Annotated in this window: 18 protein-coding genes; 11 read left to right on the forward strand and 7 right to left on the reverse strand. The window is 69.8% G+C overall.

The window, feature by feature from the left end:
* Positions 1 to 17 precede the first annotated feature (17 nt).
* On the reverse strand, positions 18 to 656 hold the full coding sequence (gene serB / locus AMS65_RS10505) for a phosphoserine phosphatase SerB (RefSeq protein WP_053384076.1): 639 nt from the start codon (positions 654 to 656) through the stop codon (positions 18 to 20).
* An 86-nt stretch (positions 657 to 742) separates the two neighbouring features.
* On the opposite strand from serB, the gene AMS65_RS10510 reads away from it, so the two are divergent.
* Both AMS65_RS10510 and AMS65_RS10515 read left to right on the forward strand, forming a co-directional pair.
* The gene (locus AMS65_RS10510) at positions 743 to 1,528 is read left to right on the forward strand and encodes an ABC transporter ATP-binding protein (protein WP_053384077.1); all 786 of its coding nucleotides are present in this window, start codon (positions 743 to 745) and stop codon (positions 1,526 to 1,528) included.
* A gap of 144 nt (positions 1,529 to 1,672) precedes the next feature.
* On the forward strand, positions 1,673 to 1,921 hold the full coding sequence (locus AMS65_RS10515) for a type B 50S ribosomal protein L31 (RefSeq protein ID WP_053384078.1): 249 nt from the start codon (positions 1,673 to 1,675) through the stop codon (positions 1,919 to 1,921).
* Between the two features lie 74 nt (positions 1,922 to 1,995).
* Here the strand turns inward: AMS65_RS10515 and AMS65_RS10520 are convergent, their stop codons facing one another.
* Positions 1,996 to 2,700 carry an exonuclease domain-containing protein gene (locus AMS65_RS10520; RefSeq protein ID WP_053384079.1) on the reverse strand — a complete coding sequence of 235 codons (705 nt, stop codon included), beginning with the start codon at positions 2,698 to 2,700 and terminating at the stop codon, positions 1,996 to 1,998.
* Positions 2,701 to 2,870: 170 nt separating this feature from the next.
* Here AMS65_RS10520 and AMS65_RS10525 point away from each other — a divergent pair, with 170 nt between their 5' ends.
* The 3 genes from AMS65_RS10525 to AMS65_RS10535 are packed head-to-tail and all read left to right on the forward strand — an operon-like array spanning position 2,871 to position 5,409.
* Positions 2,871 to 3,791 carry an alpha/beta fold hydrolase gene (locus AMS65_RS10525; protein ID WP_241489412.1) on the forward strand — a complete coding sequence of 307 codons (921 nt, stop codon included), beginning with the start codon at positions 2,871 to 2,873 and terminating at the stop codon, positions 3,789 to 3,791.
* Positions 3,788 to 4,624 (forward strand): TrmH family RNA methyltransferase, encoded by an 837-nt coding sequence (locus tag AMS65_RS10530; RefSeq protein WP_053384080.1) that lies wholly within the window; start codon positions 3,788 to 3,790, stop codon positions 4,622 to 4,624. Before AMS65_RS10525 ends, AMS65_RS10530 begins: the two co-directional genes overlap by 4 nt.
* Positions 4,621 to 5,409, forward strand: a complete 789-nt coding sequence (locus AMS65_RS10535) for a phosphatase PAP2 family protein (protein WP_053384081.1) — start codon at positions 4,621 to 4,623, stop codon at positions 5,407 to 5,409. Before AMS65_RS10530 ends, AMS65_RS10535 begins: the two co-directional genes overlap by 4 nt.
* A gap of 9 nt (positions 5,410 to 5,418) precedes the next feature.
* Here the strand turns inward: AMS65_RS10535 and AMS65_RS19440 are convergent, their stop codons facing one another.
* Positions 5,419 to 5,559 carry a hypothetical protein gene (locus AMS65_RS19440; RefSeq protein WP_157502205.1) on the reverse strand — a complete coding sequence of 47 codons (141 nt, stop codon included), beginning with the start codon at positions 5,557 to 5,559 and terminating at the stop codon, positions 5,419 to 5,421.
* Between the two features lie 24 nt (positions 5,560 to 5,583).
* Positions 5,584 to 6,246, reverse strand: coding sequence for a GNAT family N-acetyltransferase (locus AMS65_RS10540; protein WP_053384082.1), 663 nt, complete (start codon positions 6,244 to 6,246; stop codon positions 5,584 to 5,586).
* A gap of 184 nt (positions 6,247 to 6,430) precedes the next feature.
* Here AMS65_RS10540 and AMS65_RS10545 point away from each other — a divergent pair, with 184 nt between their 5' ends.
* A complete protein-coding gene (locus AMS65_RS10545; RefSeq protein WP_053384083.1) occupies positions 6,431 to 6,706 on the forward strand; it encodes a DUF2277 domain-containing protein in 276 nt (91 codons plus the stop codon).
* A gap of 15 nt (positions 6,707 to 6,721) precedes the next feature.
* On the opposite strand, the gene AMS65_RS10550 is transcribed toward AMS65_RS10545, so the two are convergent.
* From AMS65_RS10550 to AMS65_RS10560, 3 genes are all read right to left on the reverse strand, one after another.
* Entirely contained in the window at positions 6,722 to 6,916 is a 195-nt protein-coding gene (locus AMS65_RS10550) for a helix-turn-helix transcriptional regulator (protein WP_053384084.1), read from the reverse strand.
* Positions 6,913 to 7,362, reverse strand: a complete 450-nt coding sequence (locus tag AMS65_RS10555) for a hypothetical protein (RefSeq protein WP_157502206.1) — start codon at positions 7,360 to 7,362, stop codon at positions 6,913 to 6,915. Before AMS65_RS10555 ends, AMS65_RS10550 begins: the two co-directional genes overlap by 4 nt.
* 104 nt (positions 7,363 to 7,466) lie before the next feature.
* Positions 7,467 to 8,336 (reverse strand): LysR family transcriptional regulator, encoded by an 870-nt coding sequence (locus AMS65_RS10560; RefSeq protein WP_053384086.1) that lies wholly within the window; start codon positions 8,334 to 8,336, stop codon positions 7,467 to 7,469.
* Positions 8,337 to 8,406: 70 nt separating this feature from the next.
* Between AMS65_RS10560 and AMS65_RS10565 the strand changes: the two genes are divergently transcribed.
* The 5 genes from AMS65_RS10565 (at position 8,407) to AMS65_RS10585 (ending at position 14,180) form a co-directional block, all read left to right on the forward strand.
* A complete protein-coding gene (locus tag AMS65_RS10565) occupies positions 8,407 to 9,399 on the forward strand; it encodes an EamA family transporter (RefSeq protein ID WP_241489413.1) in 993 nt (330 codons plus the stop codon).
* Between the two features lie 9 nt (positions 9,400 to 9,408).
* Positions 9,409 to 10,047, forward strand: a complete 639-nt coding sequence (locus tag AMS65_RS10570; protein ID WP_053384087.1) for a phosphoribosylanthranilate isomerase — start codon at positions 9,409 to 9,411, stop codon at positions 10,045 to 10,047.
* The gene (locus AMS65_RS10575) at positions 10,044 to 10,874 is read left to right on the forward strand and encodes an alpha/beta fold hydrolase (RefSeq protein ID WP_053384088.1); all 831 of its coding nucleotides are present in this window, start codon (positions 10,044 to 10,046) and stop codon (positions 10,872 to 10,874) included. Before AMS65_RS10570 ends, AMS65_RS10575 begins: the two co-directional genes overlap by 4 nt.
* Before the next feature lie 302 nt (positions 10,875 to 11,176).
* On the forward strand, positions 11,177 to 13,150 hold the full coding sequence (locus AMS65_RS10580) for a BCCT family transporter (RefSeq protein WP_083451598.1): 1,974 nt from the start codon (positions 11,177 to 11,179) through the stop codon (positions 13,148 to 13,150).
* 94 nt (positions 13,151 to 13,244) lie between these two features.
* Positions 13,245 to 14,180 (forward strand): M23 family metallopeptidase, encoded by a 936-nt coding sequence (locus AMS65_RS10585; protein WP_053384089.1) that lies wholly within the window; start codon positions 13,245 to 13,247, stop codon positions 14,178 to 14,180.
* Positions 14,181 to 14,208: the final 28 nt, after the last annotated feature.

Genomic DNA, 14,208 nt, shown 5'->3' on the forward strand with positions numbered 1-14,208 from the left:
CCCCGGACTCGCTCAGCTCAGCTCAGGCGTTCGAGCAGGGGAATCGCGAGCGAGAGATCCCCCTCGATCGAGACGTCGGCACGCTCTCGCACGAGCGGCTTGCCGTTGAAGGCGACGCCGATCGCGGCCACCGCCATCATCTCGAGATCGTTCGCGCCGTCGCCGATCGCGACGGTCGCCGACAGCGGTGTGCCCGTGGCCTCGGCCCATTCCCGCAGCGACGCCGCCTTGGCGGCCGCGTCGATGATCGGGCCGACGGTGCGACCCGTGAGCACCCCGTCCAGCACCTCGAGCCGGTTCGCGCGCCAGAGGTCGAGGCGAAGGTCCCCGGCCAGCGGGTCGAGCACCTCGTGGAAGCCGCCCGAGACGACACCCACCTTGCCGCCGCGTCCGTGCACCGCATCGATCAGCTCGTGGATCCCGGGCGTGGGCCGCACCCGCTCGTAGGCATCGCGGAATACGCTCTCGGGGGTGCCCGCGAGAGTGGCCACGCGCTCGCGCAGGCTCTCGGCGAAATCGAGTTCGCCCCGCATCGCCCGCTCGGTGACCTCGGCCACCTGCTCGCGGCTGCCGGCCGCCTCCGCCAGCAGTTCGATCACCTCGTCCTGGATCGTGGTGGAATCGCAGTCGAGCACAACAAGGGGGGAGACGGTCATGCGCTCCAGTCTAGGAGTTGCGAAGCGGCGGGCCTCACCAGCGTGCCGTGCCCGAAGGGGTATCGCCAGTCGTTAAGCTGGTCTCCATGGTCAATGTGCTGCGACTCTCCGACGTCACCTATGTGCGCGACGGGCGCTCGATCCTCGATGGAATCGACTGGTCGGTGGAGGACTCCGAGCGGTGGGTGATCCTCGGCCCGAACGGCGCCGGCAAGACCACCCTGCTGAAGCTCGCCACCGCGAACGACTACCCGACCGCCGGCACCGTGGACGTGCTCGACAAGCGCCTGGGGCGCGTCGACATCTTCGAGCTGCGCAACCGCATCGGCTTCGTCTCCTCGGCCACGGGCCGACGCATCCCCGCGGGCGAGCTCGTGCGCGACCTCGTCCTCACCGCGGCCTACTCCGTCGAGGGCCGCTGGAACGAGCACTACGACGACGTCGACGTGCGCCAGGCCGAACGCATTCTCGCGGAGTGGGATCTGGGCGGCTTCGCCGACCACAGCTACGGCACGCTCAGCGACGGTGAGCGCAAGCGCGCACTCATCGCCCGAGCGGTGATGACCGATCCCGAGCTGCTGCTGCTCGACGAGCCCAGCGCGAGCCTGGATCTCGGCGCCCGCGAGCGGCTGCTGCAGATGCTCTCGGGATTCGCGCAGTCGCCGTACTCGCCCGCGATGATCATGGTGACGCACCACGTCGAAGAGGTGCCTCCGGGGTTCACCCACGTGCTCATGCTGCGAGACGGCCGGGTGCAGGCCGCAGGACCGATCGGGGAGACCCTCACCGCGGAAAATCTCGAGGGGACCTTCGGCATGCCGTTCGACCTGACGGTCTCGGATGGGCGCTACGCGGCGGTCGCCAGGCCGTAGAGCGAAACGCCCCTGCGAACACCTCGGCTCCGGGGCTTCCTCGTGGTAGCATAGATCCTTGGTGCGGGTAGCCCCGCGCCATTCCAAAGACCTCTGGGCGTGCTGTTACACGCCCGATCCAGGCACGAATCTGAAGGAACACTCATGAAGACCGACATCCACCCGGAGTACAACGCCATCGTTTTCCGCGACCTCGCGTCGGGAGAGACGTTCCTCACCCGCTCCACGCTGACCAGCGAGAAGACCATCGAGCTCGACGGCGAGACCTACCCCGTCATCGATGTCGAGATCTCGAGCGCCTCGCACCCGTTCTACACGGGCAAGCAGCGCATCATGGACTCGGCCGGTCGCGTCGAGAAGTTCAACCAGCGCTTCAAGGGCTTCGGCGCGTAAGCGAAGCCGCCACAGCGCGAAAGGGCGGTCGATCCGAATCGGATCGACCGCCCTTTCGCTGTCCGCGGGGACGCTCAGCCCGCGCGCACCGGCCAGCGGCCGTCGGCGATGAAGGAGGGGTCGCGCACGCGGCGCATGTACTCCTGGAAGCTCGCCGCCTGCGCGGCGGCCCACTCCACCTGCGACCGGTGCAGCTCCTCCAGCTCCTGCGGGATGACATCGGCGTACTTGCGGGCGATGCGCTGCAGCACCCTCCCCGCGGCGATGGCGTCGTCACCAGCGTCGTGCGCGTTGCCGATCTCGACCCCGTGATGCGCGGCGACGGCCTCGAGCGTGCGCTTGCCCTTGCGGTAGCGGTCGAACTGCTTGTCGAGGATCAGCGGATCGATGACGGGGGAGAGCTCGGCCGGCAGGGCGATGCCGTGCCTGGCCGCCTCGGCCGCGAGCAGGCTGAGGTCGAAGGGCGCGTTGTAGGCGACGACGGGGAAGCCCCGCTCGATCATCTCGAGCAGCTGCGTCACGATCTGCTGTACGCCGACCGCGGCCTCGATGCCGCTGGTGCGCGCGATCTCGGTGGAGATGCCGTGCACCTGCACCGCCGCGAGCGGGATCTCGATGCCGGGATCCAACAGCCAGTCATAGCGCTCCGCCACCTCTCCCGAGGGTCCCAGGAGCGCGATCGTCGCACTCACGATGCGGGCACTGGAGGTGTCGACCCCGGTGGTCTCGGTGTCGAACACCGCGAGGTCGGAGGCCCAGAGGGGGAGTTGATCGGTCACCAGGATTTCCTCACAATGCTCATGGCGGTTCCTTTCGTCTGCAACGATGCTACCGAGTGCCGCCGACAGCCGCCGACCAGTGCCGACAGCCAGTGCCGACGGCCACGCGGAATCCACCGCGAAGCGCGCCGTCGCAGCAGCCGCCCAGGACGCCCGGTTAGGATCGCTGGGTGACCTCCGCTCCGGCCGCCGCGCCTCCCACCGCATCCCCAACGGTGCTCGCCGTGCCGACGCTCGGGATCGATACCCGGGCCTGGCAGTACGGCGGGCCCGACGGCACCGCCATGATCCTCGTGCACGGATTCCGCGGCGATCACCACGGCCTCGAGGGCCTGGCCCGAGGCCTCGCGGAGGCGCTGCCCGGCACGCGGATGATCGTGCCGGATCTGCCCGGTTTCGGCGAGACGCCCGCGATCCCCGGCCGTGAGCACGACATCGAACTGTACGGCGAGTGGCTGCGCGAGTTCGCCGCCGCTGCCGCCCCGCAGGGCTTCGCGATCCTCGGCCACTCCTTCGGGTCGCTCGTCGTCGGCGCCGCGATCGCCGGCGGCCTGGCGCCGAGCCGGCTGATCCTCATCAATCCGATCTCGGCACCGGCGCTCCAGGGCCCGCAGGCCGTGCTCACACAGCTCGCCATCGGCTACTACCGCGCCGCGGATCTGCTGCCGGAACGCGCCGCTCGCGGTCTTCTCGGCAATCCCGCGATCGTGCGCGTGATGAGCGAGGTCATGGCGAAGACCGGCGATCCCGAGCTGCGCTCGTGGATCCACGGCCAGCACGCCTCCTACTTCAGCACGTTCTCCGACCCCTCGACGCTGCTGCAGGCGTTTCGCGCCTCGGTGTCGCACACCGTTCCCGAGTTCGCGAGCGCCTTCACCATGCCGACGCTGCTGATCGCGGGGGAGCGGGACGACATCACGCCGCTCCCCAGGCAGCTGGAGCTGCACCATCGGGTGCCGGGATCCCGGCTGCGCATCATCCCCGATACCGGGCACCTGGTGCACTACGAGACCGTGCCCGATGCGGTGGCGTTCATCGGCGAGTTCGTTACAGCCGAGGCGCGGCGCACCGTGGACGAGGCGGCCGCGTGAGGCTCGAGAGGATCGATGATCTCTCCGCTCCCGCACTCGCCGACTACACGCAGCTCACCGACGTTGCGCTGCGGCGGGTGCGCGAACCGGAGGAGGGGCTGTACCTCGCGGAGTCTCCGAAGGTGATCGAGCGGGCGCTGCGCGCCGGGCACCGGCCCCGCTCGGTACTGCTGCTCGAGGAGTGGCTGCCACGGGTGGAACCGCTGCTGGAGGCCCACCCGGACGTGCCCGTGTACGTGGGGGAGTCGGGGCAGCTCGAGGCGCTCACGGGGTTCCACCTGCACCGCGGCGCCCTGGCGTCGATGCACCGGCCGGCGCCCCGCGATCCCGTCGAACTGCTGCGCGCTTCGAAGCGCGTGGTGGTGCTCGAGGATCTCGCGGATCACACCAACGTCGGCGCGATCTTCCGCTCGGTGGCGGCGCTCGGCGCCGATGCGGTGCTGCTGTCGCCCGCGTGCGCGGATCCGCTGTACCGCCGTGCCGTGCGCGTGAGCATGGGCGCCGTGCTGCAGGTGCCCTGGGCCCGGCTGCCGGACTGGCGCGAAGCCGGGCCGCTCTTCCGCGAGGAGGGCTACGAGCTGACGGCGTTCGCACTGCGCGACGACGCCGAGGATCTCGCCGAGTACGTCGAGGAGCTGCCCGACCGGCTGGCGCTGCTCTTCGGCACCGAGGGAGCCGGACTCAGCCGCAAGGCGCTGGCCTCGGCTGCGCGCTCCGTGGTGATCCCGATGGAGCACGGCGTCGACTCGCTCAACGTCGCGACCGCGGCGGCGGTGGCGCTGTGGGCCGTGCGCACCGCCGACCGCCGGAGCGCGCGGGGGAGCGACGCATGAGCGGCCGGTCGGGGAGACTGCGCGCGCTCTGGTTCGCGATCTTCTGGGCAGTCGTAGGGGTCGGATCCTACGTGCTCGGCGTGCAGAACGCGCTCGGCCAGCGCGCCGAGAACAGCGTGCTCGACGCCGCGGAGTTCACCTACAGCCCGCCGCCGCCACTCAATCTCGTCTCGATCCCGTCGGTCGCGATCGCACTGCTGGTCGTGGGGATCATCGCGTTCTTCGTGCACGGGATCCGGCGAGCCCTCGTGGTGACCGTGGTGCCGGCACTCGCGATCGTCGCGTCGCAGCTGCTCAAGCAGCAGCTGCTCACGCGGCCGCAGCTGTTCGAGCTCGATCTCCCGAACACATTCCCGAGCGGACATATGACAGTGTTCACGGTGCTCACAGCGGCGCTGATCTGGGCGGTGCCCACGCGCGTGCGCTCCTTCGTGACGCTCGGGGGAGCCGCACTCCTGGCGGCAGCCGGCTGGCAACTGCTCGCCTACGGTTGGCACCGTCCCAGCGATGTGTTCGGAGGGCTCGCGCTCGGAACGCTGGCGTTCTCGCTCGCGTGCCTCATCCGCCCGGCAACGGCGCGCGGTCTCGCCGTGCTCGGCCGAACGACGTCCATCGGGCTCGTGCTGATCGGCTGGACCATGGTGGCGGCCGCACTCGCGCTCACAGGGATGGCGGCTTGGCGAGAGAGCGCGGACCTGATGCTGAGCGCGGGGGAGTTCGGGGGAGTCGGAGTCAGCGCCCTGGCCGCGCGCTCCCTGTTCCTGCTGAGCTCCGAGCGTTCCTGAGGAGTGTGCTCAGCCCAGGCGCAGCAGGCGCTCGGTACTCACCCTGAACCCCTCGGCCGCGAGGAATCGTCGCAGCTCGATCGCATCAGAGGCGGCGGGGATCTCGCAGCGGATCGCCCAACGACCCGTGCGTTCGAGCGTTGAGAACAATCCGATCAGCGCCTCGGCGGTGTCCTACTCGAGGCGCAGGCCCGCCGTCAGCGAGGAGATGCCCGCGGGGGCCGGGATCAGTTCCGCGATCTCGGCGGGGGTGACCCAGGTGTCATCGGAGCCAGGCGAGAACTCGAGCCCGAATCCGAGTGCTTCCGCTCGCGCACGCGTCGCGGAGAGATCCACCGGTTCGGGGGAATCCTCCCGCCTCTCGGAAATTCTGCACCGCATCCAGGATTCGCTGTGGGGGAGATACCCTCGTCGCAGATACAGGCCCCGCGCCCGCTCGTTTCCACCCAGCACGTCGACCGCACCGACGCGGATGCCCCGCGAGCGGGCTTCGGCATCAACCGCGTCCATGAGGCGGGTCCCGAGACCCGTGCCGCGCGCGGAGGGGAGCACGCTCAGCGTCTCGAGCACGTGCGCGGCCGCGCCGCTGACATAATCCTCATAGGCCAATGCATATCCCGCAGGGGAGTCGACATCCCCGGCGAGCCAGATCGACACTCCGGAAGGTTCCGCTGCCAGCCGCTCGTAGTGCGCGCGGCGCAACGGCCAGCTCTCGGAACGCGGGATCGTCGGCAGCCCGGCCGCGCCGACGGAGAGGTGATGCTCGAACAGCGCGTTCCAGAGCGGCTCGAGCGCCGGGATGAGTTCGCGCCGGCCATGCCGCAGGGTGAGCGTCATGCGAATCACTCTAGGCGACCCGTCATCCCGCCGCGGCGCCGAGCGCGCGGGTCTCCTCCCACCTCGCTCGCTTTGCATGATAATCTATATTATGTCAGTTTAGGGAAGCGCGATCGGCCCAGAACACCCCCACCGCCCGAAACTCCCACTCCTCCGATTCCCTTCTCGGGCGTACCGTGGAAGCATGTGCCGAAGCATCCACACCCTCCACAACTTCGAACCGGCGGCGACGACGGACGAGGTTCAAGCCGCAGCGCTGCAGTACGTGCGAAAGATCGCCGGGACGACGAGGCCGTCGAAGGCGAATCTCGAGGCGTTCGATCTGGCTGTGGGCGAAGTCGCCCGCGCGACCCAGCGCCTGCTCGACAGCCTCGTCGCGACGGTTCCCCCGAAGAACCGCGAGGAGGAAGCAGCCAAGAAGCGGGAGCGCGCACTCGCATCCGGGCGCTACGAGCGATGAACCGCTGTCGGGCACTCAGGGCTCGTCGGAGAAGATCTGCTCGATCGTCAGTTCGAACAGGCGGGCGAGCCGGAACGCGACGGGAAGACTGGGGTCGAACTTGCCCGTCTCGATCGCGTTGATCGTCTGCCGCGACACCCCCAGCCGCTGCGCGACTTCGGCCTGCGTCCACGCGCGCTCGGCGCGAAGCTCCTGGAGTCGATTCTTCATCGGTATCTGATCTTCCCGGCGACGAAGGCGATCATATAGACGACCGCCATGGCGACCGGGAGCATCGCGAAGTCGACCTGAATCGGAATGAGGCCGCCCGCTTCGGCCACGACGAAGCCGAAGCCGAGAACGAACCCCGCCCCGAGGGCCGCAATGAGCGCGTCCTGCAGGATCTTGCGCTGAAGTTCGTCGATCGTCCGCAGAACGTGCGCAAACGCGACGATCCACCCGATTCCCGCGATCAGATTCAGCCCGACCGCCGCCCAGGTGATCGCGTGCTGCGACTCCCCCCAGATGCCGGGGCCGAATCTTGCCAGCGCCAGCGTCGCGACCCAGGCAATGCACCAGATCGCCAGTTTTCCGGTCGCCTTCAGCTCCGCCCGGTAGGGCGCGCTCCCCTGTCTCCCCTGTCCGCTCTGCGATTGTCCGCTCTGCGATGCGTCCACGATATCCCCCATCGAGTCAAGTACGCTTTACATCGTAAGAAGCTCGGATCGCCGTGTCAAGTGTCCTTGTCACGGCCGCCATCGCTGGGCGGTCGCTCGACGGGTCACTGCGGAGCCGGATCACTGTAGAGCCGCGTCACCGCGTCGATGAGCTCGGCGAGTCCGCTGGGAGCTGCGTCGCGCCACCAGGCCAGCCGCACCGGAATGCGCGGGCCGTCCGTGACCGGCCGGTACTTGATGCCCGGGCGCGGGTGATGATCCGCGGTGGCCGCCGCAGTGGTCCCCACACCCCGACCGGCCGCGATCGTGTCGAGCCAGCCATCGACATCGGTGGCCTCGATGAACCGCGGTGTCCGCGCGGCCCCGTGCCACAGGGCCTCGCTCGTCGTGCCCGCGCGCGGATCGATCACGACCGTGCGCTCGGCGATCTCGGCCATGCTCAGGCGCCGTCGGCGCGCCCACTGGGCGTCGTCGGCGGTGAACGCCACCAGACGATGCTCCAGGCCGACGACGACGGACTCGAAACGGCGATCCTCGACGGCGCGCCGCACGATGGCGACGTCGCACAACCCCTCCGCCAGGCCCGCCGTCGGCGAGTTGTGCCGCACGAGTTGCAGGTCGATCGACTCGTGATCCTCGCCCCACTGCCGCTGCAGCGGCCGCGTGCGACTCCCCAGCGCGGCCCAGGCGTAGCCGAGTCGGAGTCTGCCGTGCCTGGTCTGCAGGAATTCGCCGAATCGATCGGCCTCCGCCAATACCCGGCGTGCGTGCGGCAGCACCTGCCACCCCAGGCTCGTCGGCTCGCAGCCGCGTGGGATCCGGCGCAGCAGGCGCTCCCCCACGCCCCGCTCGAGCGCGGCGATCGTGCGCGACACGGAGGCCTGGGAGACGTGCAGCTCCCCCGCGGCCTCGGTGAACGACCCGGTCTCCGTGGCGACGACGAACACCCGAAGCTCCCGCAGCGTCCAATCCATAACCTCAGGGTATGGCATTACCGAAACATGCACTAGGCGATCAGGCACCCGGATCCCTACCGTTGAGAGCATGGACGACACTCGCTCGATCGCTCAGCGGCACTCCCCGGAGATCAGCCCTGCCGCCCCCGACGTGCTCGCGGCGAGCACCGCGAGTCCCCGCCGGCGGGCCTCCGGCATCGCCATGATGCTCGCGGGTGCGGCGTCCAATCAGACCGGCGCCGCGCTCGGAGCCCTGGCGTTCCCCGCGATCGGCCCCGTCGGTGTCGTGGCAGTGCGCCAGCTCGTCACCGCCCTCGTCCTGTCCCTGATCGTACGACCCCGCCTCCGCGGGCTCCGTCGTCACCAGTGGCTGCCGATCCTCGGCCTGGCCCTGGTGTTCAGCGTGATGAACATCGCACTCTATGCCGCGATCGAACGGATCGGACTCGGCCTGGCCGTGACCTTGGAGTTCATCGGCCCCCTCGCCGTTGCGATCGCAGGATCGCGACGCGTCGTCGATATCGGCTGCGCGGCACTCGCGGGCCTCGGGGTCCTCCTGCTGACCGGGGCCGGACCGAGCACCGATGTGCTGGGCGTCGCCCTCGCGCTCATCGCAGCGGGAGCCTGGGCCGCCTACATCCTGCTCAACCGGAGCGTCGGGCAGCGCCTGCCGGGCCTGCAGGGCACGGCCGCCGCCAGTGCGGTGACCGCGGGACTGTGGCTGCCGATCGGCGTCGCCTGGTTCCTGATCCACCCGCCGACGCTCCAGGCCCTGCTCCTCGCCGCCGCCTGCGGCATCCTGGCCTCCACTATTCCGTACGCCGTCGACCTGCTGGTACTGCGCCGGATCCCGGCCGCGCTGTTCGGGACGCTCACGAGCGTGAATCCGCTCTTCGCAGCGCTGATCGGGTGGCTCGTGCTGCACCAGGCGCTCGAGGCCGTCGAATGGGCGGGAGTCGGGCTGATCGTCCTCGGCAACGTCGTCGTATCGATCCGCGGCCGGTCCGCTGCCCGTTCGCGTCGGCCCGCCGGGCCCTCCGAGCACCGCGGCGATCGCCGCCGGCCGGATCCACAGCCCTAGACTGGACGCATGTACGTCAAGATCTGCGGCCTGTGCGACGCCGGATCGGCGAAGCACGCCGTGTCGAGCGGGGCCGACGCGGTCGGGGTGGTCATGAGCCCGCGGAGCCCGCGGCACGCGACGCCGGAGCAGGCTGTCGAGGTGGTATCGGCGGTGCGCGAGCAGGATCCCGGAGCCGGTGCGGCGCGCATCGATACCGTGCTCGTCGTCAACCGCATGCCCGCGCGCGAGGCCGCGGAGACGGCGCGAGCGCTCGGCTTCGACGTGCTGCAGCTGCACGGCTCCTACACGGCCGACGACTTCGAGGCGGCCGGGCGCCTGATCCCCCGCCTGTGGCGCGCGACCTCGCTCGCACGCCACCCCGATCTGCGCGCGGGCGAGTGCGGCGAGGAGCGTCTGCTGGTCGACGGGGCCGTGCCCGGCTCCGGCGAAACGTGGGATCTCTCGCTCCTCGGCCCGGCCGGCCCGGCTCGCAGGCGCCTCGGCGACGGCTGGCTCCTCGCCGGCGGACTCGATCCGCAGAACGTCTCCGCCGCGATCGCCGCGACCCGCCCCTGGGGCGTGGACGTCTCCAGCGGCGTCGAGCGGGCCCCGGGAGTGAAGGACACCGAGCTGATCACCCGCTTCATCCGCGCGGCTCGCGCATGACAGCGGCGGAAACCGGCTCCACGACGGCCGAGGAGGGATCGGATCGCCCGCTCCCCCGAGCCGATGAGGTCGACGTGCGGCGCGGAGACTACGAGCTGCGCTTCTTCCGCTGGGCTCGACCCGCGGCCCCCAGGATCCTGCTCGTGCACGGCATCGGCATGGGCCACAGCGTCTACGATCGCTTCATCTCGGAGATCGCCCCGCACGCCGATGTCGTGGCCGTCGACCTCCCCGGGTTCGGAGGCTGCCCGGAGCCGGCGGAGCCCCTCTCCATCCCGGCCACGGCGGATCTGCTCGCCGAGGCGCTCGAGGAGCTGGGCATCGCTCCCATCGTCGCCGTGGGGCACTCCATGGGAGCCCAGGTCGTGGCGGAGCTCGCAGTTCGCCACCCGCGGCTGGTGGGGCGCGTGGTGCTCATCGCGCCGTCCGTGAACCCGGCCGAGCGACACGTACTGCTGCAGGCGATGCGCATGCTGCAGGATCTAGCCGAGGGGCAGCCCCTGTCCGTGTTCCGGCGCGGCATGACCACGTACCTCCAGGCGGGGCCGCGCTGGTTCGCGAAGAAGCTGGGGCAGATGCTGGAGCACCGGGTCGAGGATTGCCTGCCGCACGTGCGGCAGCGGGCGCTCGTGCTGCGCGGCAGTCGGGACCGGGTCTCTCCGCGCGGCTGGGCCGTGCGCATCACCGGGCTGCTCCCCCGCGGCGAGATGCAGCAGATCCCCGATCGCGGGCACGAGGCGCTCATCAGCTCGGGAGAGCCCGTCGCACGCATCGTGCTCGACTGGATCCGGGACTCCGGGGAGGCGGGCGACTCCCCCACGGGATGATCGCTCCGCCGCCCTCCGCCGCTATCCGCCGCCATCCGCCGCCCTCCGGGCCGCTCGCGACGATAGCGCAGCAGGTGCCGGCGTCTGCATGCAGGGCGGCATTTTAGCTGCAGGTTTCGCGGCAACACGCCAGGGCCGCATCACGATCACGTAACGAGAAAAAGCCCTGTTCAAATGATCTTTTTTGGAGAGTTCTCGAGCGAGCGAGCGCCCGGGCTCGAGTCGGCACCCCCTCCGCCTGACTAGCGTGGAAAGGTCCGAGCCGCAGCGACGGCGCAGGTCCGGTAGAAACCGATGGAGCCATGACCAAACAGCCCAACACAGGCAAGCGCACCATGAAGATCACGGTGCCGACCCCGCCTCCGGTCCCCCACCCGGGGCTCATCCCCGGCATCGGCGTCGAGCAGACCGGCCTTCGCTTCCCCACGAACTGGCTCGTGTTCTCCGTGACGGTCGTCCTGACTCTCTCCGTGATCGTGTGGGCCTTCGTCGCCCCCGAGAACCTCTCGGCCGTCGGCGCGAGCTCGCTCGCCTGGGTCAGCGCCAACTTCGGCTGGCTGTTCGGCGCACTCGCCATCGTGGTCGCGCTCTTCATGCTGGTCGTCGGCTTCGGTCGCACCGGAGGCATCCGCCTGGGGTCCGATGACGAGGAGCCCGAGTTCTCGACCGCTTCGTGGATCTCCATGCTCTTCGCCGCAGGCCTCGGCATCGGCCTGCTCTTCTACGGCCCGCTCGAACCGCTCACCTATTTCCTCGATCCCGCTCCCGGGATCGCCGCCGAGGGCGGAACCGCGGCCGCCGCGCTCCCCGCGCTTGCACAGACGATCCTGCACTGGGGGCCGATCGCCTGGGCGTTCTACGCACTCGTGGGCGGAGCGATCGCATACAGCGCCTACCGGAGGGGCCGCGCGCCGCTCATCTCAGCGCTGTTCGAGCCGGTGTTCCCCGGCAGCAGCCACAAGATCCTCGGTCGCGTCATCGACATCTTCGCCATCATCGTCACGCTCTTCGGCACGGCAGTCTCGCTCGGCATCGGCGCCCTGCAGATCGAGAGCGGCTTCCGCATCGTCACGGGGCTCGGCCCCATGGGCAACGCGTTCCTCGTCGGGGCGATCGCGATCCTCACCTCGCTCTTCATCGCCTCGGCCGTCTCCGGCGTGAAGCGCGGCATCCGTCGCCTCTCCAACCTCAACATGGCGCTCACCGGAGGCCTCGGGCTCTTCGTGCTCATCGTCGGCCCGACCGTCTTCCTGCTCAACTTCCTACCCTCGGCCGTCGTCGAATACTTCCAGCAGCTGCTGTTCATGCTCGCGCGCAACCCCAACCAGGGCGAGGCCACGGCGGAGTTCCTCGCCACCTGGACCACCTACTACTGGGCCTGGTGGGTATCGTGGACCCCCTTCGTCGGCATGTTCATCGCGAAGATCTCCCGCGGACGCAAACTGCGCGAGTTCGTCATCACCGTGATGCTGGTCCCCTCGGCCATCGTGATCGCCTGGTTCGTCGTGTACGGCGGCACCGCGATCTACATGAGCCTCGCGGGCGAGGATCTGCAGTCCGGCAGCTCCGGCGAGGAGGTGCTGTTCCAGATGCTGCAGCGGCTCCCCCTCGGCATGATCACCTCGGTCATCGCCATGATCGCCGTGCTCGTCTTCTTCGTCACGGCCGCGGACTCGGCCTCCATCGTCATGGCCTCGATGTCGCAGGGCGGACGCCCCGAACCCTCGAAGTGGGTCACCATCGTCTGGGGCCTGCTGCTGGCACTGATCGCGGTCGCGCTTCTGCTCGCGGGCGGCCGGAACACCCTCTCGGGCCTGCAGTCGCTCATGGTGGTGTCGGCCCTGCCCTTCGCGTTCGTCGTGATCGGGATCATGATCGCCTGGGCGAAGGATCTGCGCACCGACCCGTACATCATCCGTCGCAAGTACGCCCAGGCGGCGATCGCCCAGGGCGTGCGGCGCGGCATCGACGAGTACGGCGACGACTTCGTCTTCGGTACGAGCGAGGTTCCGGCCGACGAGGGCGCGGGCGCGGACTTCGACAGCGCGGATCCCGCCCTGACCGAGTGGTACGTCGACGCGACGACCGGGCCGATCCAGCAGGTCACCGGGGCCGATGTGCGGCGCACGCTGGATCCCGCGCGCATCGAGAAGCCCGGGCCGGAACGACCGGATCACACTGCCTCCGGGGAGGCCTCGCTGACCGTGGGCGAACGCGTCGATCCCCCGGCTCCGAAGGAGACCGACGCCGATCCCGGCGGCCCGGAGCAGCGCTGAACACTCTCGCGCTGGCGCTTCTCAGCCCGACGTTGTAATCTGTTCGTTATCTTTTGCGTCGAGATCCCGGCGCCCCCGAACTTCGAAAGACTGCATGCCCACCTCCACACCCGCGACAGACGAGCGCGTCTATCCATCGCGTCGCTCGCTGCGCGAGGCCCGCGCCTCGCAGCCCGAGACGGGCCCGATCCGGGTCCCCTCCGAGACGGACTCGACCCGGGTCCCCTCCGAGACCGGCTCGATCCGCGTGCCCTTCGTCGAGCATGTCCCGGCGGTCGAGATCCCGTCAGAGCCGTCGCGCTCCGCGGCGCGCAAGCCGATCCGCCGCCGGCTGGCCGGCATCGCGGCCGGGGCGAGCGTCTGCGGCCTCACGCTCACCCTCGCGCTCCCGCTGACCGAGCAGGCGAGCGTCGCCGCCGGCACCGGAGCGGTGCTCTCATCGCAGCAGCTGTTCTCCGAGGTCTCCCTCGATGAGATGCCGCCGTCCTTCGCCGACGTCAGCGCGTCGATCTCCGACAGCACCGCTCCGATCGCCTACGTCTTCAACCCGAATACGCTCGTGAACTACCCCTTCGCCTCAGCCGTTACCCTGACCGACGGCTTCGGCTACCGCACCGCACCCGTCGAGCAGTTCCACGATGCGCAGGACTTCGCCGCGGCGGCCGGCACGCCCATCCAGGCGATCGCGGACGGCACCGTGCTCGAGGCCGGCTTCGCGAGCGACGGCTGCGGCTTCGGCCTCAAGCTCGAGCACGAGCTCGACGGCGACGAGGTGACGAGCCGCTACTGCCACATGGAGATGGAGTCGCACTCCTTCGCGGTGGGCGACACCGTGCAGATGGGCGATCAGGTCGGCACCGTCGGCAACACCGGCATGTCGTTCGGCCCCCACCTGCACCTGGCCATCCGCGTGAATGACGAGCCGGTCGACCCGATGCCCTTCTTCACCGACTACATGCGCAAGGATCGCGCGGCCTCGGCGACGAGCACCGACGCCGTCTCGGCCACGCCGTCCCGACCGACCGCCTAGCGTACGACGCCCGCTCCTGCGCCGCCCG

The organism is Leucobacter celer subsp. astrifaciens (assembly GCF_001273835.1).
Taxonomy (GTDB): domain Bacteria; phylum Actinomycetota; class Actinomycetes; order Actinomycetales; family Microbacteriaceae; genus Leucobacter; species Leucobacter celer.

Bases quoted from the DNA above. Each gene is read 5' to 3' on its own strand.
- serB (WP_053384076.1), bottom strand. From the start codon at position 656: ATGACCGTCTCCCCCCTTGTTGTGCTCGACTGCGATTCCACCACGATC.
- AMS65_RS10510 (WP_053384077.1), top strand. From the start codon at position 743: ATGGTCAATGTGCTGCGACTCTCCGACGTCACCTATGTGCGCGACGGG.
- AMS65_RS10515 (WP_053384078.1), top strand. From the start codon at position 1,673: ATGAAGACCGACATCCACCCGGAGTACAACGCCATCGTTTTCCGCGAC.
- AMS65_RS10535 (WP_053384081.1), top strand. From the start codon at position 4,621: ATGAGCGGCCGGTCGGGGAGACTGCGCGCGCTCTGGTTCGCGATCTTC.
- AMS65_RS10540 (WP_053384082.1), bottom strand. From the start codon at position 6,246: ATGACGCTCACCCTGCGGCATGGCCGGCGCGAACTCATCCCGGCGCTC.
- AMS65_RS10545 (WP_053384083.1), top strand. From the start codon at position 6,431: ATGTGCCGAAGCATCCACACCCTCCACAACTTCGAACCGGCGGCGACG.
- AMS65_RS10550 (WP_053384084.1), bottom strand. From the start codon at position 6,916: ATGAAGAATCGACTCCAGGAGCTTCGCGCCGAGCGCGCGTGGACGCAG.
- AMS65_RS10560 (WP_053384086.1), bottom strand. From the start codon at position 8,336: ATGGATTGGACGCTGCGGGAGCTTCGGGTGTTCGTCGTCGCCACGGAG.
- AMS65_RS10565 (WP_241489413.1), top strand. From the start codon at position 8,407: ATGGACGACACTCGCTCGATCGCTCAGCGGCACTCCCCGGAGATCAGC.
- AMS65_RS10570 (WP_053384087.1), top strand. From the start codon at position 9,409: ATGTACGTCAAGATCTGCGGCCTGTGCGACGCCGGATCGGCGAAGCAC.
- AMS65_RS10575 (WP_053384088.1), top strand. From the start codon at position 10,044: ATGACAGCGGCGGAAACCGGCTCCACGACGGCCGAGGAGGGATCGGAT.
- AMS65_RS10580 (WP_083451598.1), top strand. From the start codon at position 11,177: ATGACCAAACAGCCCAACACAGGCAAGCGCACCATGAAGATCACGGTG.
- AMS65_RS10585 (WP_053384089.1), top strand. From the start codon at position 13,245: ATGCCCACCTCCACACCCGCGACAGACGAGCGCGTCTATCCATCGCGT.